Origin of the sequence: Aristaeella hokkaidonensis (assembly GCF_018128945.1) — a bacterium.
GTDB lineage: Bacteria > Bacillota > Clostridia > Christensenellales > Aristaeellaceae > Aristaeella > Aristaeella hokkaidonensis.
The window spans coordinates 3,153,371-3,174,362 of record NZ_CP068393.1 but is presented as its reverse complement, the minus strand read 5'-3'; the positions used below and the strand labels follow the sequence as shown (position 1 = coordinate 3,174,362).

Below are 20,992 nucleotides of genomic sequence, written 5' to 3'. Positions count from 1 at the left end.
CGCTCCAGGGCGAACCTCTGAGGGCAGCCAGTGGCTGAAATTCCGTCAGAGGTGAGGTCAATCGAAAGGGAGCAAGCTCCACAGTGTGGAGTTGCGACCATTGAGATTGCGGAAAAGCAGCGACGATTGAGGTTGCGGATGCGGTAAAGGGTAAAATCTTTACCCGCAGCACCCAGAAACGGGGTTATGAAAAGCAGTCAACTATTAATTCTGAATTCTTAATTCTGAATTCTGAATTGAAATACCGGCGAATGGAAGGAGCAAATATAGTATGGCAAGCGTAAAATTGACTGACGTCAAAAAGATTTACGATAACAAAGTCACGGCAGTTCATGACTTTAACCTGGAAATCGCGGACAAGGAGTTTGTGGTCTTCGTCGGACCTTCCGGCTGCGGCAAGTCCACCACCCTGCGGATGATCGCCGGTCTGGAGGACATCTCCGAAGGCACCCTGGAAATCGACGGCGAGGTCGTCAATGACCTGCAGCCCAAGGACAGGAATATCGCCATGGTTTTCCAGAACTACGCCCTGTATCCGCATATGACGGTATACGACAACATCGCTTTCAGCCTGCGGCTGAAGAAGATGCCCGAAGATGAGATCTACGAGCGCGTCACCAACGCGGCGCAGATTCTGGGTATCACCGAATACCTGACCCGGAAACCCCGCGCCCTGTCCGGCGGCCAGCGCCAGCGCGTAGCCATCGGCCGCGCCATGGTCCGGAACGCCAAGGTGTTCCTAATGGACGAACCGCTGTCCAACCTGGACGCCAAGCTGCGCAACCAGATGCGCGCCGAAATCATTCTTCTGCGCCAGAAGCTGGATACCACCTTCATCTACGTTACCCATGACCAGACGGAAGCCATGACCCTGGGCGACCGGATCGTCATCATGAAGGATGGCTTCATTGAGCAGGTCGGTACACCCCAGGAAGTGTTCGACACCCCTGTGAACCTGTTCGTAGCCGGCTTCATCGGAAGCCCCCAGATGAACTTCCTGAAGGCAAACCTGGAAAAGGCAGCCGGCGGATACGTTGTGGATATTCTTGGCGTAAAGCTGCCCCTGAATGAAGAACAGAATGCAGTTCTGGAGCAGAAGGGCGTCGGTTCCCAGGAAATCATCCTGGGCGTCCGTCCGGAACACACTGCCGTGCTGTTTGACAACGCGGAAGGCGCCATTGAGTGCACCATCGACGTCAATGAAATGATGGGCAGCGAGCTGCATCTGCACCTGTCCAGCCAGAACAATGACAAGATCATTGTCCGTCTCCCCACTGTGGACCTGACGAAGGAACAGCGTGAAAGCCTGACCTTTGGCAACAAGCTGTACATCACCTTCCCCGCGAAGGTCATGCACCTCTTCGATCCCGCCACAGAAAAGAGCCTTATCGACGCCTGAAGCCGTCAATTAGGTAGGAGGTATGAGGTAGGAAGTAGGAGATAGAGACCTTATTGTGCTTCCTGATTTAAACAAATAATTGAAAGAAATACAGAAGAAAAAAATCCAGCGGTCTGTGTACAGACCGCTGGATTTTGGTTTTGGTACAAGCAGGAAGGAAAGAAAACCTCCTCCCTCCTACTTCCTACCTCCTACCTCATCAGAATAACTTCCCGTTCATAATCGCCAGTATCAGGTTCCCGCTGTTAAACAGCGGTGCCAGGGCACTGGCTTCCACCAGCTGGTTCAGGTTATTAACCGGCAGCAGGGTCTGGACCAGGGGCAGCAGGGCAAAAGCCACAAAGCACAGCAGTGCGCCGCGGATCAGCCCGAAGGCACCGCCTGCCAGGGAGTTCAGCTGCTTCAGCACCGGGAACTTGAAGACCACTTTCAGGAAGTTGATCACAAAGTGAATCACCAGCAGCAGCGCCAGGAAACATACAATAAAGCAGATCACATTCAGGATAGCGCCGACAATCGTCTGGGAAACATAGGTTCCCACGTCTGCGGCCGTACCGTAAACCTGGTTTGTCAGGTTGTTCTGCAGCAGGGTGTTCAGCGGAGCAGGCAGGGATACCTTATTCAGGATCTCCGTAATGCTGTTCTCAGTCAGGGACGTAACACTGCTTCCTGCCAAGGTCTGGTCGCCCAGCTTCGTTGCCGCGTCAGTATAGGACGCCAGGGTACGCAGAATTTCAGGATTGTTCTGGATCACTCCTGCCAGCTTCGGGCTCAGCCAGAAGCTGAGGCCAAGGGAAAGCAGGCATCCACCCATGGACGCCACAGAAGAGATAAATCCACGGTACAGTCCTACCAGTATACTCAGTCCCAGGATCGCCAGGATCACAATGTCCACAATGTTCATCTAATCTCTTCTTCCTCCTGTTTCCCGGATCATGATAATGTATTCTTCAATAATACAAACTTTCTCCGAATGTTGTCCGGAACATCTGCGTTCCGAACTGTCATCTCGACCAAAGGCGCTTCGCGCCTGCGTGGAGAGATCTCGTTTCTTTTCCCCGTCTCAGCGGAGCACTCTGTCATTATGCATTATGAATTATGAATTATGCATTGGAGGAATTTATTAATTCCATTAATAAATTCCTCCCAGCGCCTGCGTCAGGGTCTGCATGGCGCTCATCACATCGGACTGATTCGCCCCGCCTCCGCCGATCAGCATCCGCAGGTAATCCGCCGCGTTCTGGATCGCACGGTACTGCTCGCTGTTCGGGTCCATGGAGGCCATCATGGTCTCCGCCATCGTCAGCACCTGTCTGGCGTCAGCAAAAGACTGATCGTTGCCGCCCTGATCATAGCTGCCCTGGTCGTAACCGCCCTGATAGCCGCCCTGGTCATATCCGGGGAACTGATCAGGCATCGTGGGCTGCTGATAGAATCCGTTGTGCAGAGTACAGACCGTATTGCTTGTCACAGCCGTCGATCCCAGGTATTCCTCAATGACTGACTGGTACTGTCCCAGCAGGTTATACAGGGGATGTCCTGTCGGGATCGTTACTACGCCGCGTGTCACAGTATACGGACAATTGGGAGAAGGCGGCATTCCGGACTCAGCACAGACTGTCATGTTGGTATGCATCTGGCAGTTCACAGTCGGTTCGGTTCCCTTGGCCCACCAGTCGGTCACCACACCGTATCCCATCGCGTCGTTCCGGCAGGCATCTGTTGCCAGCTGGCCGCTCACCGCACAGGTGGTTACCTTCACCAGGCCGTAGTCGGAAGGATTACCGTCCAGGATGTCCTTCTTGTCCAGGCCCTGGTGGATCTTGCTCATATAAGCCTGCCACAGCGGCGCAGCCGCGCCGGAACCTGTGGACTTGGAGGACAGTGCCTTATAGTTGTCATGACCGACCCACAGGGCGGAAGCATAGTATCCGGTCATACCTGAGAAGAATACGCCCTTCTGGTCGGAGTTTGTACCCGTCTTGCCGCCGACGATCTGTCCGCTGATTTTAGCGCTTGTACCGGTACCGCTCTGTACCGCGGTCTTCAGCATGTCTACAATCAGCCAGGAAGTACTGGGAGAGAAAACCTTGCGGCGGTCCTGGTGCTGGTGTCCATCCCAGATAGTATGACCGGCGGAATCAGAAATACCCAGCACAGAGATGGGTTCCTGATACACGCCGCCGTTGGCCAGTACGCCAAAGGCAACGGTCATCTGCAGCGGGGTGATGCCGGAGGAACCCAGGCTCAGGCCGAAGGGTGTGGCGTCAATATGGCCGTCGTCAATACCCAGCCGGTGCAGGAAGTCCACGCTGCGTTCCACACCTACATAGGACATAAGGGTGGATGCCGCGGACGTGTTATGGGACTTGGCCATAGCAGTACGCAGGGTTTCGGGACCCACGTATCCGCCTCCGCCGTAGTTCTTCGGCCAGGAGTCATTACCCTTGGAATCTTTCCAGCCGGAAATCGGTATCGGCATATTGTAAACCACTGTAGCCGGGCTGCAGCCCAGTTCCAGGGCAGGCGCGTAAACCGCGATCGGCTTGATGGAAGAACCGACCGGCATCTTCATGTCTGTAGCCCGGTTCAGGGTCTTCCTTGCTGTCACTTCAGTCCGGGAACCGACGATCGCCTTCAGCTCGCCCGTCCGGTAATCCAGCACCGCACAAGCCGCCTGGGGTTCAATGGTTTCTGTATAGGTACCGTCGGAGTTCTTGGTTCGGAACACCTTATCAGACGGATCCCGCAGGGACGGATACTTGCTCCAGTTCTGCAGCGTGGTTTCCACCGTCTCCTGGATATTGGGATCAATTGCCAGCTGCACCCTGTAACCGCCGGTACGGAGCTTGTTTTCCATGGCTGCCCGGTTCGTTGAGTTATCTTCCAGGCCATTCAGTTCCAGCAGGATGTTTACAACTTCTTTCACGGCGTACTCCACGTAATGGGGGTACTTGTACATGCTGTCTCCGGACGACGGAGCCTCCTGCAGTACGTTTGCCGTGGCCGGGTTCAGGGCTTCTTCATACTGTTCCTTGGTAATGAACTGGTTTTCATACATGCACCGGAGCACATAATTCGTCCGGTTGTTGGTTACCGCGGCATAGTCCTTTTCATCACTCTTCCGGGTGTACAGGTTCCGCCGCGGATTATAGTAGTAGGGGTTGTTGGTCGTACCGGCCAGTATTGCGCATTCCCGGATACTCAGTTCGCCCAGGTTCTTACCGAAATAGCCCTGTGCTGCCACCTGTACACCGTAATAGTTTTCACCCAGGAAAATCGTGTTCAGATAGGTTTCCAGGATCTGATCCTTGGTGTACCGGTTTTCCAGCTGCAGGGCCAGATAGGCCTCCTGGATTTTCCGCTTATAGCTCTGTTCCGAGGAAAGCAGGGTATTCTTGATCAGCTGCTGGGTAATGGTGGAACCGCCCTGTGTGGAGGAAGAAGTCAGGTTGAACACAAGTGCACCCACAATACGCTTCAGGTCCACACCGTTATGGGAATAGAACCGGGCGTCTTCCACCGCGATAAAAGCATTGCGGAGCATCTTGGGCATCGCGTCCAGCGATACCAGCACCCGGTTTTCTGTTCCTTTGTATTCTGTAATCAGATTGCTGTTGCAATCATAAATGAATGACGTCTGTGCCTGGGTATCCATTGCCACCAGGTTTAGTTCGGGAGCCGTATCCACATAACCCTTGGCAATTCCGGCCAGTGCGCCCAGTCCGGCCACACCGGCAAGCACCACAATCACGATCAGCACCCTGATCGTGTTCAGCAGCACACTGACGACAAAATTCGGTTTCCGGGTTTCCGGGCGGAAAATACTGCGGGGTTCCGGTTTGTCTTCCGGCTCCTCGTCATAATCCTCATCGTACTCCTCGTCATCCCGCGCCCAGGAAGATTCCTCTTCATAAGCCTCGTTGTCGTAGGCCTCTTCTCCGTCGTAGGTTTCCTCGTATTCATCATATCCGGACTCTTCGGGATAATACTCCGCTTCATCCATCGGCTCGTCATACGCATCAGGATCCCTGTTTTCAGGGAACTGCGGTTCGTAGCCTTCATCGGAAGAATATTCTTCGAATTCTTCGAAGTTATCTTCTTCCCGTTTCTTCTTACCGAACATTCTAACCCTCCGGTTTGACCGTTTGTCATGGCGCGAAAAGCTTATACCAAGACAGTTTATAATATCATAGATCGCTTTCCTTGTCCAAAAACCATCCTTCGAAAAAACAACGATCCCCGGCCGCTTTTCCTTCCGGATAAACAGGCAGGACACCCAGAGACATGAATCATTCACAGTAACCAGAACCCATCTGGAACATCGCTGACACCACATTGTCATCTCGACTAAGGAGCCCAAAGGGCTCCGCATGGAGAGATCTCGTTCTTTTTCCTCCACGTTTCATCCAATTATCCGGAACATCATCGTTTCCTCGCTGTCATCTCGACTAAAGAGCCCAAAGGGCTCTGCATGGAGAGATCTCCTCCGGAGATATAAACCTTCAACATATCCGGAACACCATTGCGTATAAATGCCATCCCGACCGAAGTGGAGGGATCTCGTTCTTTTTCCTCCACGTTTCATCCAATTATCCGGAACACCTTTAACATGGAGACTCAATTAATTCTGCATTATGAATTATGAATTTATCTTGACACCGTCCTCAAAACGCGTATAATACTCTTGAAGGTCAAAGTTAGTCAAACAACCTTCGAAGGAGGTAAGCCCTATGAATATGAATCAGTTCACGCAAAAGACAGTCAATGCCCTGCAGCGGGCCCAGTCTCTTGCCATCGAATATCAGCATATGCAGGTGGAGCAGGAGCACCTGATGCTCGCCCTGACCGAAGATGAAAGCGAACTTATCCCCCAGCTTCTCACTAAGTGCGGCATTTCCGTGCCCGCGTTTGTCAGCGGCCTGAAGGAAAACCTGGACCGTACGCCCCGTGTTTCCGGTTCCGGCCGGGAGCCCGGCAAGGTCTACATCGCCAATGATGTGGAGCAGGCCCTGGTGGAAGCGGAAAAGATCGCCCAGCGCATGAAGGACGAGTATCTCTCCGTCGAACACGTCTGGATGGGTCTGTGTGCCAAGGCTTCCGCCAACGTCAAGCGCCTGCTGAAGGCCCAGGGATACCGCGATGACGCCTTCCTGAAGGCGCTCAGCGAAGTCCGCGGTGCCGCCCGTGTCACCTCCGACACCCCGGAGGACACCTATGACGCGCTGAAGAAGTACGGCTCCGACCTGGTAGATCTGGCCCGGAAGCAGAAGCTGGATCCGGTTATCGGCCGTGACAGCGAAATCCGGAACGTTATCCGGATCCTGTCCCGTAAAACAAAGAACAACCCTGTCCTCATCGGTGAGCCCGGCGTCGGTAAAACCGCCATCGCTGAAGGCCTGGCCCAGCGGATCGTCCGCGGGGACGTGCCGGACAGCCTGAAGGACAAGACCATCTTCTCCCTGGATATGGGTTCCCTGATCGCCGGCGCCAAATTCCGCGGCGAGTTTGAAGAGCGTCTGAAGGCTGTCCTGGCGGAGATCAAAAAGAGCGACGGCCGCATCATCCTGTTCATCGATGAGCTGCACACCATCGTCGGTGCCGGCAAAGCGGACGGCGCCATGGATGCCGGCAACATCCTCAAGCCCATGCTGGCCCGGGGTGAACTCCACTGTATCGGTGCCACCACCCTGAATGAATACCGTCAGTATATCGAGAAGGACGCCGCCCTGGAACGTCGTTTCCAGCCTGTCATGGTGTCCGAGCCTACCGTGGAGGATACCATCGCCATCCTGCGCGGTCTGAAGGAACGGTATGAAGTTTTCCACGGTGTCAAGATCCAGGATAACGCCCTGATTGCCGCCGCCACCCTTTCCAACCGCTACATCACCGACCGTTTCCTGCCGGATAAGGCCATCGACCTGGTGGATGAAGCCTGCGCCATGATCCGTACGGAGATCGACTCCCTGCCTACTGAGCTGGACGATGTCCGCCGTCATATCATGCAGCTGGAGATTGAGGAAGCAGCCCTGAAGAAGGATGACGATCCCCTCTCCCGCGCCCATCTGGATGACGTGCAAAAGGAACTGGCGGAGCAGCGGGATCAGTTCAATACCATGAAGGCCCGCTGGGAAGCGGAAAAAGACGCCATTGGTAAGGTCACTGGCCTGCGTGAGGAAATTGAACGCGTCAATGCCGAGATCGAGCAAGCTGAGCGTTCCTACGACCTGAACCGTGCCGCCGAACTGAAGTACGGTGAACTGCCGAAGCTGAAGCAGGAACTGGAAAAGGAAGAGGCCATTGCCGAGGAAAGCAAGGGTGAGAACAGCCTCCTACGCGACCGGGTGACAGAAGAAGAAATCGCCCGTATTGTCGGCCGATGGACCGGTATCCCGGTTTCCAAGCTCATGGAAGGTGAGCGTGAAAAACTACTCCATCTGGAAGACGTCCTGCATGAGCGGGTCATCGGCCAGGATGAAGCCGTGAAGAAAGTTTCCGAAGCCATCCTGCGTTCCCGTGCCGGCATCCAGGATCCGAACCGTCCTCTGGGTTCCTTCCTGTTCCTCGGTCCCACCGGTGTCGGTAAAACCGAGCTGGCCAAAGCCCTGGCTCAGGCCCTGTTTGATGATGAAAAGAACATGGTTCGGATCGATATGTCCGAGTACATGGAAAAGTTCAGCGTCTCCCGTCTCATCGGAGCGCCTCCCGGATATGTGGGTTATGATGAAGGCGGCCAGCTGACCGAAGCGGTCCGCCGCCGTCCCTACTGCGTCGTTCTGTTTGATGAAGTGGAAAAGGCCCACCCGGATGTATTCAACGTCCTCCTGCAGGTGCTGGATGACGGCCGGATTACCGACAGCCAGGGCCGTACCGTGGACTTCAAGAACACCATCCTGATCATGACCAGCAACCTGGGCAGCGAGTTCATCCTCGACGGCATCGCCGATGGTGAAATCACTCCGGAAGCCCGGGAGCAGGTGGACCGCCTGCTGAAGACCCGCTTCCGTCCCGAGTTCCTGAACCGTATTGATGAGATCGTCTGCTACAAGCCTCTGACCCGGAATGAAATCGGCTCCATCGTTGGCCTGATGATTGCTGGCCTGAACAAGCGGCTGGAGGACAAGCAGCTGAAGGTCACCCTGACCGACGCCGCCCTGAATGCCGTCATTGACCGGGGCTTCGATCCCGTCTTTGGTGCCCGTCCCCTCAAGCGTTACCTGCAGAGCAAGGTGGAAACCCTTATTGCCCGTAAGGTCATCGCTGCCGACGTGGCTCCCGGCACCGAGCTTGTCGTGGATCTGGATGAAAACGGCGAGATCGTCATCGTTTAATCCCACGTAAGCGCAACACAATTACAAAGCGGATACCGCAGTTGCGGTATCCGCTTTTTTGTATGGAAACCTTCTGTTATTTTCTCGGATGAATCACAAACTCTGCAGATCCGGGAATCCCGCTGGTGTGCAGTTTGCCGCCCATGCCATCAGCATATTCCACAACCTTATAGGTTAACTGGCAGGAGAGCGTATCCTTGGTGATCAGCTTGTCAAAATCATCCTTCCGGTCAGGATATGTTTTTTCAAAATCCCTTCTGAGCCAATCCAGGTCATATTCCGCCCAGAAATAAACGTCTCCTTCCGTGGTCCGGTACGTATCCCAGCTGCCGTACATGGGAAGCTTCACCGCTCCTTCCCCGGCTTCACCGGAATCAAGAATCAGATCTGTTGTTCCCTCCCAGTCAATCAGAAGAAGCTGCTTGCTGTTGTCATCCATCATGTCAGCTACCGGACCAAAGCCGGGAATATGTCCATAGCCCTGCGACATGCCCAGGTCCACGTCAGTCCGCCACAGCCAGTGCATGGAGCGATCCTCGCCATCCTCAGTCGTTTCAATGGAACTGCTCTCATCAACAGATGCCCCGTCCTCATCCAGATTCAGCATGCTGTGGAGTTCAAAATGCTCCGGATCCTTCGGCGTAACCTTGAAGGAAAAAGTCATTACATTCGCTTCCGGTGCCCAGGATACGTCCTGTACAGCAATCTGCACCAGGCTGTGCTCGCCCAGATGCTGTTCGGGATTTTCCGTCATATTCGCCATAACGGCATTGTATACTTCGGGATTGTTATCCCTTTCGGAACTGTTCCGGTTATTCCAGTACCAGTCCTGGTTGTAGATAATTCCTGCCGCGATCGCGGCAATCGCAATAAAGAGTAAAACAAACACCAGAATCATAGAGGTTGTTATTTTCTTAACCACAGGTTCTTCTCCTTTCGCATTTGCAAGAACCCGCTGCGTAAGCCATGGATCTTCCTTCACATATGAAAGGGAGTTCCCGACTGCCTTTTGTACTCTTTCCTGTTCTTCATGCAAGGTCATGCTTTATCACTCTCCTTCCATAGCAAACCGCAGTTTCCGTCTTGCACGGTTTAACCTGCTGCCCACAGCCTGCCGGGAGACCCCCAGCATATCGGCAGCTTCGTCATATGTCATTCCCTGCAGCCAGCAGATCAGGGCAGCCTCCCGCAATTTGACAGGAAGGTTCATGATCGCGGTTGTCAGTTCATCGTCATGCTCATCCGCCGGAGCGGGACGTTCTGCAATCATATCCAGGGTCACCGAACGATCCATATGTCTGAACCATCCGGACCGGTACATATTCTTGCAGGTATTAATCGCAATCCGGGTCAGCCAGGTTTTCTCAGATGCATCGTTCCTGAAGCTGTCCAGATTCCGGTATGCTTTGATAAATGTTTCCTGTACCGCGTCCTTTGCCTGCTCCTCGTCATGCAGGTACATGATGCACAAACGCAGCAGCGGGAGCTGGTACAGGGTTACCATGCGTTCGATTCGTGTTTCCTTGCTGTCAGGGCCCTTGACAGTTTCCACGGCAGCCTCACCACCTTTCACTCATTAGACACAGCGGCGTCCCGAAAACGCAACATGCGTTTTTATTTTTTCATACAGCGTTACCATACCGGTTCGCCTGTCCAGGCGTCGTAGGTTATCTGGTAATGATAAGTATATGAATCACGGTTGTTATTCGCAGGCATATAGCGGTCAAAGATATAGGTCCATGCCGGATACGCGTTCTGTCGTGCGTCAACCATCATTACAAACTGTACCTGCTTCAGGGTAAAGGTCGAACCGGCGTTTTCTCCCGTACAGAACCTGTCCATAATTCTTTCTTTATCTGCCTCAAGGATTGATTCCCAGTCTCTGATCGGTGTCGTGTCATCCAGGCACTCAATTATTTTGACAGGATTCCGGATAATCGCCGTTCCCAGTTTTCCGTCCCGGGTCATCGTCAGGAACGCGCCGGGAGTGGCATCCCCGTTTCCGCCGCCGTTTGAGTAGCGCGTCCATCCGATGGTCGTATTGCAAGGAATACCGTCAAGGGTAAGCCGTGCTGCAATTCGGATCAGTTCTGCGTCCCTGCCCTCTTTTCCCATGGAAGCAACCACATAGAACGGATATTCATAAGGGAGTCCAAGTTCGTTCAGGAATGCCCTGGCTGTCATATCCGCCACACGCAGGCTTTCATCTGTTTCATCCAGCGGAATATGCAGTGCATTTTCATAGCACCAGAAAGGTCCGTATAAACCGTCTTCCTCGCACCAGATCAGTCCGAAATCCGGATTCAGGCTGCTGCTGATCTCAAATTGCCATGATTCTCCCTTTTGCGGAGCAGGACGATATTTATCCAGCACTTCTTTGATTTCTTTCCGTTTAAATCGTACCCGTTCCACTTTGATCCGGGGCACCGTCGTGGGCGGTTCAACCGGCGCATCCACATCAATATCTATGTATGATTCACCCAGGGTTGCAATCCGTTTGCTGATGTGTGTTTCTGCGCCTGCAGTTATTATGCAGCCGCAGACAAGCTGAATTGTCAGACCGATCAATAAAGCAGACCAAATGCGAATTTTCCAGGACACTTTTTCTCTCTCCTTTAGCATTCATTTCAACTTTCTGGGAACTCTTAATCATTCAATGCATCGCCACACTTCTTGTCCCGTTCCGGCGTTATAGGTCAGTAGTAAGTCGTATGAAAAAGGACCCGAACTGTTTGGATCCGCAGGTACATAGCAGTCAAAACAATAAGCCCATGCAGGATAAGCTATTTGATGGGCGTCAACCATCAGCACAAATTCAACCTGTTTCAGCGTCAGAGTTGCCCCAGCATCTTCTCTGGTGCCAAACTGTTCCATGATCAATCCCTTATTATCCTCAAGAACAGCATTCCAACTCTTGATCATTGTTTGGTCTTCCTTAGTTTTGATTACCTTCACAGGGTTTCTGATAATAGCCGTTGCCAATTCACCATTTTCAGTCACAATGAAAAAAGCTCCCGGCGTAGGATCTCCATCCCCCATGCTATTAGAATCACGCGTCCATCCGATCGTTGTATTACAGGGCATCCCATCAATGGTAAGCCTGGCTACAATTTCTATTAACCGCACATCGCCTGCATTCTCCTCCATCGGGGCTACATAATAAAATGGATACTCATAGACGAGTCCCAATTCATCTAGGAATGCCTTGACTGTTGCATCAGCCCTACACTGGCCTTCGTCTGTTTCATCCATCAGAATATGCGGTGCATATAGATCAACAGCTATACTGTCATAAGCACCAGATTCCTCACAGAAATACAATTCATAATCAGGATTCAGTTTGCTTCCGATCTCACAAACCCATTCTTCTCCCGTTTGAGGAGCAATACTGTACTTTTTGATTAATTCTCTGATTTTGGTTTTATCAAAACAGATTCGTTCCAGTTTCATCCGGGGCACTGTTGCGGGCGGTTCAGCCGGCACATCCATATCAATATCCATGTATGATTCGCCCAGCGTAGCAATCCGTTTGCTGATATGTTCCTCCGCCCTGGCGCTCACGATACAGAACGCAAAAACCAGCATCACGCAAAGAAGCAGTGATGCCCGGCAGTGCATTCTTTTGTACCATTTCATCTGTTATTCCCTCCAACATTATCCTGCATCTATATAGACAACGAATCTCCCGTCATTTGAAACATGCATTAATGTATTTCAATTGTTTTTTCATCTGCCGTGTCCAGCCCAAACCGGATACCGCAAATGACGGTATCCGGTTTGTGCTTTTGAATAACAATATCAAAGCACATTTCCGCCTGTTATTGATGTAAGTTCCGCGCAGCCGGAACGCCGGTAATTCTTCTTTCGTTATCTATCCGGAACAAAAACTTTTTGAAAAATCGAACCTTTTCCCCGGTGAATGTGTCTATAGGGTGTATCGGCCGATACAGGAAAGGATTGGACGTCCATGACTGAATTCGAATTTGAGCAGCAGGTAACCGCGCTTACCCAGAAGATGTACCGGGTATCCGCCAGTCTGCTGCGCAGCCCCCAGGACCGGCAGGATGCTGTGCAGGAATGCGTATGGAAAGCCTGGCGCAAGCTGCCTCAGCTGCGCGATGAAAGCCTTTTTACCGCATGGATCATGCGCATCCTCGTCAACGAATGCAAGCGCCTGTGCCACTCACATTGGCGTGAAGTAACCGTGGAAGAGATTGAGATCGAACAACCGGACGGCATGGACAACCGCCTGCGGGATGAAGCTCTTCACACTGCTGTGATGCAGCTCCCCGAAAAACTGCGGCTCGCCGTTACACTCTACTATATCGACGGCTTTTCCCTGCGCGAAACCGCGCATATACTTCACTGCCCCGAGGGCACCGTCAAACAGCGCCTGCATCGGGCGAGAACCACATTACGCGTTCTGCTGGAAGAGGAGGTGTGAAGGATGAAAGAATTGAATTGGAAAGACTGCTTTGAGCCTGCACCGGAAGCCTTCGAGCGCTCCGTTCAGCGCGCGCTGCAGACAAAAACGGAGGAACGACAAATGAAACGCATCATTCCGCGGTCCGCGATAATCGCTTTTGCCCTGATTCTTGTCCTGATGGCCACTGCCCTTGCCTTCGGCGGGGATATCCTGAACTTCCTGCACACCAACGACATCGGTGAAGTAGAGATTCAGAAACCTGATGTTAAAGTGGAATATGCTGAAACCGGAATCCTGAAAGAGATCAAAGTGGATGAAGCCGTATGCGACGGCCGTTCCGTCCACATGCTGGTCACCTGGATCGCCGACCCGGAAAAGGGTGCCCTGCTCTGGGGCTCTGACTGGGACGTGGATCCCAACAGCGTGCCTTTCGCTGCTGAACGTGCAGCCGCCCCGAAAGTATATCTCCTCAACCCGGGCAGTATGACGGTTGAAACCGGCGGACAGCAGTACGATGTCTGGGACGGCTGGCACGAGCGTTATGATTCGGCATACTCCATCACAGCGGATACCACCTTCTTTATTGATGATCTGGAACTGGGTGATACCCTGACTGCCATTCGCCCAACCTATATCTATGAATATGATCCGGATCCCGAAAGCAACGCGCCGGCCATTGAGATGGTACCCTGCAGCGTGACCATGCCCGTCCAGGTTGCCGGCACCCGTACCTATGAAGCAACCAACCTGCCCATTAAACTGGAAAACTATAAGGTTAATTCAGCGAAGGTCACCCGTACGGATCTGGGCATCTACGTTGAAGTCGAAGCGGAGGACGACTATGATCCGGAAGAATACGAAAACTCTTTCTCTGAAGGTCCCGGAGAAGGTTATCCCACCCTCACCCTGCCGCTCCACGGCAGCGCCTGGTACCGCCTGCTGGATCAGGACGGAAACGAAATTGCCAGCCTGACAAGTGACCAGAAGTATCTGGCAAATGATGATGACGGTGAAGAATGGGCACACCTGCTCATCCGAGAAATGTTCCCCGTCGCCGAAATCGGCAGCAGCATCACCATCCAGCCGCTGGACACCGGCAGCATGGAACGTTTTACCCCCTACACCCTGGAACTGGTTGAACGCTGATCATCAGCGCCATACCGGAAAAGGCGCCCCGTCCGTACGGACAGGGCGCCCCTTTTTGTTTTCCCGGCAATTACAGCTTCAGTTTGTCAAAGTTCCGGATAATCCACCGGGTCATTTTGAGATTGGTTTCATACAGTTCCCGATGTTTATCCTTGTCTGCAAACCAGGCAGTGGAAATAACCTGGTTGGTCAGAATCATATATGGAATCGCGGCCTTTTCCTCCGCGGTCATATGCACCACAGAATCATACCCGCACATGATTTCCTTCAGGATCCCGGTCCATCTTTCCAGTTTCGCTTCATTTCCGTCCTCAAAGGTCTCTGACAGGATCGCACCTGCTGCATAGCAGGGATCAAAGATCCTCACGTTGCGTTCACTCAGCTCGAAGTCAATGAATCCCCATTTGTCCCTGGAAACAATGATATTGCCCGGATTCGGATCCCGGTGGATAATCTGCCGCGGCAGCGCGTAGTACAGTCTTTCCATCTCCTGCATATCGATCCCGGCGAAGGCGCCTTCGGCAGACAGTACTTCCCGCAGGGCCGGCAATGCCCAATCCCGGGCAATTGCAAAAGTATCCGTGTCTTCCACCGGCACGTCAATCTGCTGCAGTGCCAGATCCAGCTGGCCGATGACTTCACCGATAAACCGGCCTTTCTGTTCATACTCGGCCAGGTAAACTTTGCTGGCAAGGATACGGTCTCCGTTCACCCGCCGGCAGAGGAAGAAAAACAATTCTCCGTTTTTGACATATTCTTTTCCGTCAGTCGTCTGCACTGCAACCGGCGCATAAAGTCCCACGCTGTCCAGCGCTTTGGCAATACTGATAGCCTTGATCACATTGCCCAGATTTCCGGTGTATTTGATCACATAATCCGTTCCCACATATTTGGCGGTATTGCTGATCTCACCGCTTTCTGGATACACAACATCCGTTACAGGTTCATTTTCCATGCCCCATTCAGCCAGGATCTCTGTAATCTTCCTGTGTGTCAGCATAATCTGTTCCTCCTGGATAAGGTTGATTCTGTATGGCTGTCGGGTCCTGAATTCACGGAGGTATTCAGCCGGTGTATAACCCAGTTCCCGAACAAAAGCCTTGTAAAAACCGGCATAAGTGTTAAACCCGTATTCCAGAACTGTATCGGTCTTCTTCCTGCCGGAGCCGATTTCATGGATAGCATGGAGCAGTTTCCGCCTGAGAATATACTGCATCACCGGCATGCCCACGATGTTCTGGAAAATCCGGTAGAAATGAAAAACGGAATATCCTGCTTTTTCTGCCGCTTCCGCCGCCGTTATTTCTGTCCGGAGATTGTCCTCGATATAATCGATGGCAGCCTGGATGTTTTCCTTATACACAGCTGTTCCCTCCTTTCTTCCCAAATAGCAGCCGCATGCAGATCATACTCTGTCCACAGGGGAAAAACATTTCCTGTTTTGCTGCTTTTTTGAACAAAAAACGGATCCGGCGCTCATCCGCCGGATCCGTTCTGTCTGCTTTATGCTTTCGGTTCCGCTGCCTTCAGCACCCAGAACCCTGCCGACTTGTCCAGCTTTTCCACGCTGCCGTAGAGCGTCTGCAGGTACTTCATGCAGCTTTCCGCGCCCTGCTGTTTCCGGATCACCAGATACAGCGCGCCGCCGGGGTTCAGGCTCTTCGCCGCGTCTGCGAACATCTTGTAGATCACCTGTTTCCCTGCCCGGATGGGCGGATTGGTCACAACGGCGTCAAAGGTCTGGCCCGCCACGGCGGCCATGCCGTCGCTCTCCACGCAGGTGACTTCAGCTTTGTTCCGCTTCGCGTTTTCCCGGCTCAGGTCCAGGGCCCTTGTGTTCACGTCCGCCATGGTCACCCGGGTTTCCGGCCACTTCCGCGCTATCGAAATTCCGATTACGCCCCAGCCGCAGCCCAGGTCCAGGATATCCCCGGTCATTTCCTCAGGCAGTGCTTCCAGCAGCAGCCGCGTACCGGTATCCACTTCTCCCTTGGAGAAAACCCCCGCGTCCGTCTGGAATGTCAGCGGAATTCCCCGGTAGGTAAACTCGCACCCCACCGGCTTTGATTCGCTCTGGGGCACCCGGGTGTAATAATGATCGTTCATGCTTCTCCCATACCTGCGGCCTCCCGCAGGGCTTTCAGTTCCTCTTCCGTCAGTTCCCGCCATTGTCCTTCCGCCAGTTCCGGATCCAGTTCCAGCGGACCGAAAGCACAGCGGTGCAGTTCCAGCACTTCATGCCCCACCGCGGAGAACATCCGTTTCACCTGGTGGAACTTTCCTTCGGAGATAATCACCTCCGCCACGGACGGTCTCAGGATCGTCAGCTTCGCGGGCTGGGCGGTGAAATCTCCCAGATCCATACCGGAAGCAAAGGTTTCAATATCTTTTTCTTCCAGTTCGCCTTCCACCAGCGCCCTGTAGCGCTTGTCCACATGGCGTCCCGGGCTCAGCAGCCGGTGGTTCAGTTCCCCGTCGCAGGTCAGCACCAGCAGTCCGGTAGTGTCCTTGTCCAGCCTGCCCACCGGCATGCATCCAATGCTCCGGTACACCGGCGGCAGCAGGTCCATCACCGTAGGCTGCTTGGCGTCCCGCGCCGCGGTCAGCAGCCCGGCAGGCTTGTGCAGCATCACATGGCGGACGACCCGTCCGTCCAGTGCTTTGCCGTTCAGCGTCAGGCTGTCCTGTTCCGTCTCAAAAGAAAGGGCGGGATCCCGGATGACCCGCCCGTTCACCGCGGCCTGTCCGCCGCGGATCCATTGTTTAACCTCACTGCGGCTGCCGACGGAAAGCGTAGCCAGCCAGCGGTCCAGCCTCATTTTCATGATCCCGGTATTACTCCTTCTCCAGTCCGTTCACAAACGCCGCGGGAATCAGGGAACGCAGCGGCAGCAGCGGAATAGTCAGTACTCCGCCCACAGCCAGGATAATCAGGGACACCTTGGTGGATGGCAGGCTGACCGTCTTCATCACCAGACCGTTCAGGTCCTGCAGCACCGGCAGGTAGCGGATGATCACCGCAACAATCGCAATAATGATCGGCAGGATGGTAATCAGGGAGCAGATCCAGCACAGGACGATCTTCCCGTGATGGCCGCGCAGCATCTTCGTATTGTTCCGGATAAACGCGTGCCGGTCTCCGCTGTGGAAAGCGCATCCAAAGGCCACCAGCAGTACCGCGCCGACAAAAATGGCAATCAGGTACAGAACGCCGGTCATCAGTTCCCCGCCTCCGAAGTCCTTAATCCCCCGCAGCAGGGTAAATCCGTCCATATCCCCGGAATAATGAATCTTGGCAATCACCAGGCAGGCAATCAGCGGCACGCTCCAGAACAGCAGCATCAGCATCCGCTTCAGGCCGTATGCCAGTTTCTTTCCGTATGCAGAGGGATCAATCAGCTTGTAGCTGAACAGGCTTCCGCCCCTCAGCGAGTCCCGCATACCGTCGGCCGCGTTCACCCGTCCCCAGAAAACCAGCAGGATCCAGAGCGGAACCGCCAGCAGGGCAAACACCTTCAGGCTGCTGTCCGTCAGGAACAGCAGCGGCGTCAGGGCCGCCAGGGTAATGCAGGCCTCCACAATCAGGAATTTGACCGTGTTTCCGAAATGCTCCTTATATGCCCGAAACGCGTCTTTCAACGCTGCGAAAATCGTCATTCAGGTGATCCCTCCTGTCTCTCTTTTCCCGTGTATTATACCGGTTTTACGGTTCCTTTGCAATGAAAACAGGATGCACCGTATATGCGGTGCATCCTGTCATAATCAGGTATATGGTATTTGCCTTGCTCAGCAGCCCTGGATGGAGCTCAGGATGATGCCGACCATCTGAGCAAATCCTTCGTTGGACAGAGGACCACAGGCCACTTCCAGGATATAACCCATCTCGGTGGTGAAGGCCACGACGCCGGTGTCCTTATCCTTGATCGCGTAGCTCAGGGCGGGCAGGCCGTTCACGGTGCCGGCTTCGATGTCGGAAACTTCGCTGTCTTCCTTCAGCTGAGCTTCATATTCTTCCAGGCTCATGCCTTCCATATTCACGTACTGAACAGCAACAGCAGCGTCATCACTTGCAAAGTAGCCAATGTAGCCGCTTTCACGGTCTTCATCGCTCAGTTCAACGGCCTGCAGCACTTCGGGGATCCAGATTTTCACGCTGATTTCATCAAAGGTCTTGAATTCACCGGCGATCTGGGAAGCAGCTTCTTCCACGGAAGCCCAGGTCAGCTCATTCGCGAACGCGACAGAGCACAGCATGCAGAGTGCCAGGATCAGTACAACCAGCTTTTTCATTTTGTTTTCCTCTTTCCTTCGGGACCTCGTCCCTTTTTTCGAGCCTTGCGGCTCACACAACGGCAAAAATCATACAAAAATCGCTTTCTGAAATCAATAAAAATGGGACGAGTGGCAAAAATCTGGGACGAGTGATATACTGTCTCCCGTGTGTTTATCGGAGAAGGAGGAAACGGAATGCACATTGCGCTCACGGATGACAGGCCGGATGCCCTGGCAAAACTGTCGGAAACCCTGAATGAATACGCCGGCAGGAACGGTCTTCATTTTGACCTGCATACATATTCCGGCGGTGAGGAGCTTCTGGAAGCTCTCTCCTCACAGCATTTTTCTCTTATCTTCCTGGACGTCTACATGAATGGAATCTCAGGGATTGAAACCGCCGCCAGAATCCGCGAAATAGACGAGGAGGTCTGCCTGGTTTTCCTGACCACCAGCAATGAGCATCAGGCCGAGGCCATCCACTGGCACGTCTATGACTATATCAACAAGGACGAAGGACCTGAGGCCGTTTTCCGGGTCATGGACCGTCTGCTTCGCGGACATATCCGTGATACGTTCCCGACCCTCCGGTTTACCGCCGGCAAAACGGAAATCAGTCTCCCCTACAGTGACCTGGTCTGTCTTACGGCGGACCGGAACTACCTGGTTATTCACAGCCGCCAGAAAAAAGAATACCGTACCCGGATGACGCTTTCTTCCGTCTGGTCCAAGCTGGAGCAGGATGGCCGTTTCCTCCAGGTCCTCCGCGGAGTCATCGTCAATATGGACTATATCACTGATATTGCCGACAACACCTGCTGCCTGCAGGGAGATCTCCGGCTTCCCGTCAGCGTCCGGAACCGCGCCACAATTGAGCAGCTCTGGACCGACTATACTTTTTCCAGGATTCGCCGTGAAAGCATGGCGGAAGGAGGAATCCGCCCGTGATTGCAGCCCTGCTCTCCTTTGTCATGGTACTCCCGGCCCAGGTTCTGTGCCTCCTGCCTATGCGCCATCAGCTGAAGCCCGGCCAGAAGAAAACCGTCGCCATCCTGGCAGTACTGAACGCGTTCCTTCTTCCCATGGCCGCCTTCGTCACGATCCAGTTCTCGCTGGATATCAACTATGTTCTTTTTCCGATGCTGCTGGTCTTTTTTGTGGTCTATCAGCATATCCTGAAGTGTCCTATCAGCAAGACCCTGGCTGTATTCCTGTCTGTTTCCGCCCTGATGGCCATTCTCTGCAATCTCACCTGTGCCATCGAGGCCTCTTTCGATCCTGCCTCCGGCGCCAACACCCTCAGTCTGAAGTCGGCCCTGATCCAATTGGGCGTCAACACTGTCGCCCTGGGGATCCTTTTCTTCCCGTTCTTCCGTCACGGCAGCCGGCTCATCGACGAACTGAAACTGGAAAAGATCTGGTATATGACTCTGCCCTTTTCCGGCGTCATGATCATCTGCAATTTGTTCATCCGTCCACTGAAATATGAGACCCTTTTTGTCAACAACGTTTTTCGTTCTTTCCTGTTTTCCATTTTTACCTTCCTTATCCTGTGGAATATGCTCTGTGTCATCTATTACCAGATCGTCATGGGCGCCCTGAATGCTTCCCGTACCCGGGAGCGGATGAGAATGCTGGAAATGCAGGAAAGTCAGTTCGAGTCCCAGCAGCAGTACATGGAATCCTTCGCCCGCACCCGCCATGACTTCCGCCAGAATATCCTGACGATGAAGAACCTTTATCACGAAGGAAACTATGAACAGCTGGGCCAGTATATTGATGAATATTATGACGCGCTTCCCGTTCCGGAAACCCGCCATTACTGTTCAAACCGTGCTCTCAATGCCCTGCTGAACTATTACGCGGGCAAGGCAAAGGAAAATGCTATCCCGATTTCCTTCCGCATTGATATCCCGCAGAAGACTTCCGTCTCGGATGTGGACCTGTGCACCATCATCGGCAACATCCTGGAGAATGCCGTCGCGGCCTCCCTGGAGATTCCCGCCGAAAAACGCAGCCTGCTGCTTTCCGGCCTGGTACAGAATAACCGGCTGTATATCGTGGCCACCAATTCCTTCAACGGCTTGGTCAAAGAGCGTAACGGCAAATATCTGTCCCGCCGCCATAGCGGCAGCGGCATCGGTCTGAAGTCCATCCGGACCTCCGCCGAGAAATATCACGGCAAAGCCGTCTTCTCCCATAACGGCCAGGAATTCCACAGCGACGTCATGCTCCTTCTCCAGCCGGCATAATCTACTGAATAAAAACACGGACAGGAAATTCTCCCGTCCGTGTTTTTTATTTGCTTAAAGTATCCATCGCATTCGACGAAGTCGAATATTTCATGTGGCGAAGCCACATTTCACACGGCGAAGCCGTATTTCACATGAGCCTTCAGGCTCATATTTCATTTAACCC

Annotated in this window: 17 protein-coding genes; 6 read left to right on the top strand and 11 right to left on the bottom strand. The window is 53.4% G+C overall.

The window, feature by feature from the left end; translation table 11 throughout:
- Positions 1 to 271: 271 nt before the first annotated feature.
- Positions 272 to 1,399: an ABC transporter ATP-binding protein gene (locus JYE49_RS14235; protein ID WP_093957618.1), complete on the top strand. Its 1,128-nt coding sequence runs from the start codon at positions 272 to 274 to the stop codon at positions 1,397 to 1,399.
- 199 nt (positions 1,400 to 1,598) lie between these two features.
- Here JYE49_RS14235 and JYE49_RS14230 read toward each other — a convergent pair whose 3' ends face one another.
- Positions 1,599 to 2,303, bottom strand: a complete 705-nt coding sequence (locus tag JYE49_RS14230; protein ID WP_093957619.1) for a CvpA family protein — start codon at positions 2,301 to 2,303, stop codon at positions 1,599 to 1,601.
- A gap of 228 nt (positions 2,304 to 2,531) precedes the next feature.
- On the bottom strand, positions 2,532 to 5,525 hold the full coding sequence (locus JYE49_RS14225) for a transglycosylase domain-containing protein (RefSeq protein WP_179217359.1): 2,994 nt from the start codon (positions 5,523 to 5,525) through the stop codon (positions 2,532 to 2,534).
- Between the two features lie 607 nt (positions 5,526 to 6,132).
- Between JYE49_RS14225 and clpB the strand changes: the two genes are divergently transcribed.
- Entirely contained in the window at positions 6,133 to 8,730 is a 2,598-nt protein-coding gene (gene clpB, locus JYE49_RS14220) for an ATP-dependent chaperone ClpB (RefSeq protein ID WP_093957621.1), read from the top strand.
- 76 nt (positions 8,731 to 8,806) lie between these two features.
- Here the strand turns inward: clpB and JYE49_RS14215 are convergent, their stop codons facing one another.
- From JYE49_RS14215 to JYE49_RS14200, 4 genes are all read right to left on the bottom strand, one after another.
- A complete protein-coding gene (locus JYE49_RS14215; protein WP_143754509.1) occupies positions 8,807 to 9,652 on the bottom strand; it encodes a hypothetical protein in 846 nt (281 codons plus the stop codon).
- Between the two features lie 126 nt (positions 9,653 to 9,778).
- On the bottom strand, positions 9,779 to 10,282 hold the full coding sequence (locus tag JYE49_RS14210; protein ID WP_093957623.1) for an RNA polymerase sigma factor: 504 nt from the start codon (positions 10,280 to 10,282) through the stop codon (positions 9,779 to 9,781).
- 80 nt (positions 10,283 to 10,362) lie between these two features.
- A complete protein-coding gene (locus tag JYE49_RS14205) occupies positions 10,363 to 11,331 on the bottom strand; it encodes a hypothetical protein (RefSeq protein WP_093957624.1) in 969 nt (322 codons plus the stop codon).
- A gap of 48 nt (positions 11,332 to 11,379) precedes the next feature.
- Complete coding sequence (locus tag JYE49_RS14200) at positions 11,380 to 12,366, bottom strand: hypothetical protein (RefSeq protein WP_093957625.1); 987 nt, start codon at positions 12,364 to 12,366, stop codon at positions 11,380 to 11,382.
- A gap of 331 nt (positions 12,367 to 12,697) precedes the next feature.
- Between JYE49_RS14200 and JYE49_RS14195 the strand changes: the two genes are divergently transcribed.
- Positions 12,698 to 13,174: an RNA polymerase sigma factor gene (locus tag JYE49_RS14195; protein WP_093957626.1), complete on the top strand. Its 477-nt coding sequence runs from the start codon at positions 12,698 to 12,700 to the stop codon at positions 13,172 to 13,174.
- A gap of 3 nt (positions 13,175 to 13,177) precedes the next feature.
- On the top strand, positions 13,178 to 14,302 hold the full coding sequence (locus tag JYE49_RS14190) for a hypothetical protein (protein ID WP_093957627.1): 1,125 nt from the start codon (positions 13,178 to 13,180) through the stop codon (positions 14,300 to 14,302).
- A gap of 70 nt (positions 14,303 to 14,372) precedes the next feature.
- Here the strand turns inward: JYE49_RS14190 and JYE49_RS14185 are convergent, their stop codons facing one another.
- From JYE49_RS14185 to JYE49_RS14165, 5 genes are all read right to left on the bottom strand, one after another.
- Positions 14,373 to 15,665, bottom strand: coding sequence for a helix-turn-helix domain-containing protein (locus JYE49_RS14185; RefSeq protein WP_179217360.1), 1,293 nt, complete (start codon positions 15,663 to 15,665; stop codon positions 14,373 to 14,375).
- 140 nt (positions 15,666 to 15,805) lie between these two features.
- Positions 15,806 to 16,408 carry a class I SAM-dependent methyltransferase gene (locus tag JYE49_RS14180; RefSeq protein ID WP_093957629.1) on the bottom strand — a complete coding sequence of 201 codons (603 nt, stop codon included), beginning with the start codon at positions 16,406 to 16,408 and terminating at the stop codon, positions 15,806 to 15,808.
- Positions 16,405 to 17,127 (bottom strand): pseudouridine synthase, encoded by a 723-nt coding sequence (locus tag JYE49_RS14175; RefSeq protein WP_283399406.1) that lies wholly within the window; start codon positions 17,125 to 17,127, stop codon positions 16,405 to 16,407. The genes JYE49_RS14180 and JYE49_RS14175 overlap by 4 nt, the downstream gene beginning before the upstream one ends.
- A gap of 10 nt (positions 17,128 to 17,137) precedes the next feature.
- Positions 17,138 to 17,959 carry a hypothetical protein gene (locus JYE49_RS14170; RefSeq protein ID WP_093957630.1) on the bottom strand — a complete coding sequence of 274 codons (822 nt, stop codon included), beginning with the start codon at positions 17,957 to 17,959 and terminating at the stop codon, positions 17,138 to 17,140.
- Between the two features lie 129 nt (positions 17,960 to 18,088).
- The gene (locus tag JYE49_RS14165) at positions 18,089 to 18,592 is read right to left on the bottom strand and encodes a hypothetical protein (RefSeq protein WP_093957631.1); all 504 of its coding nucleotides are present in this window, start codon (positions 18,590 to 18,592) and stop codon (positions 18,089 to 18,091) included.
- Positions 18,593 to 18,769: 177 nt separating this feature from the next.
- On the opposite strand from JYE49_RS14165, the gene JYE49_RS14160 reads away from it, so the two are divergent.
- Together JYE49_RS14160 and JYE49_RS14155 are read left to right on the top strand one after the other, a co-directional pair.
- On the top strand, positions 18,770 to 19,522 hold the full coding sequence (locus JYE49_RS14160; protein ID WP_093957632.1) for a LytR/AlgR family response regulator transcription factor: 753 nt from the start codon (positions 18,770 to 18,772) through the stop codon (positions 19,520 to 19,522).
- Complete coding sequence (locus tag JYE49_RS14155) at positions 19,519 to 20,826, top strand: ATP-binding protein (protein WP_093957633.1); 1,308 nt, start codon at positions 19,519 to 19,521, stop codon at positions 20,824 to 20,826. The genes JYE49_RS14160 and JYE49_RS14155 overlap by 4 nt, the downstream gene beginning before the upstream one ends.
- The last annotated feature ends 166 nt before the right edge of the window (positions 20,827 to 20,992 follow it).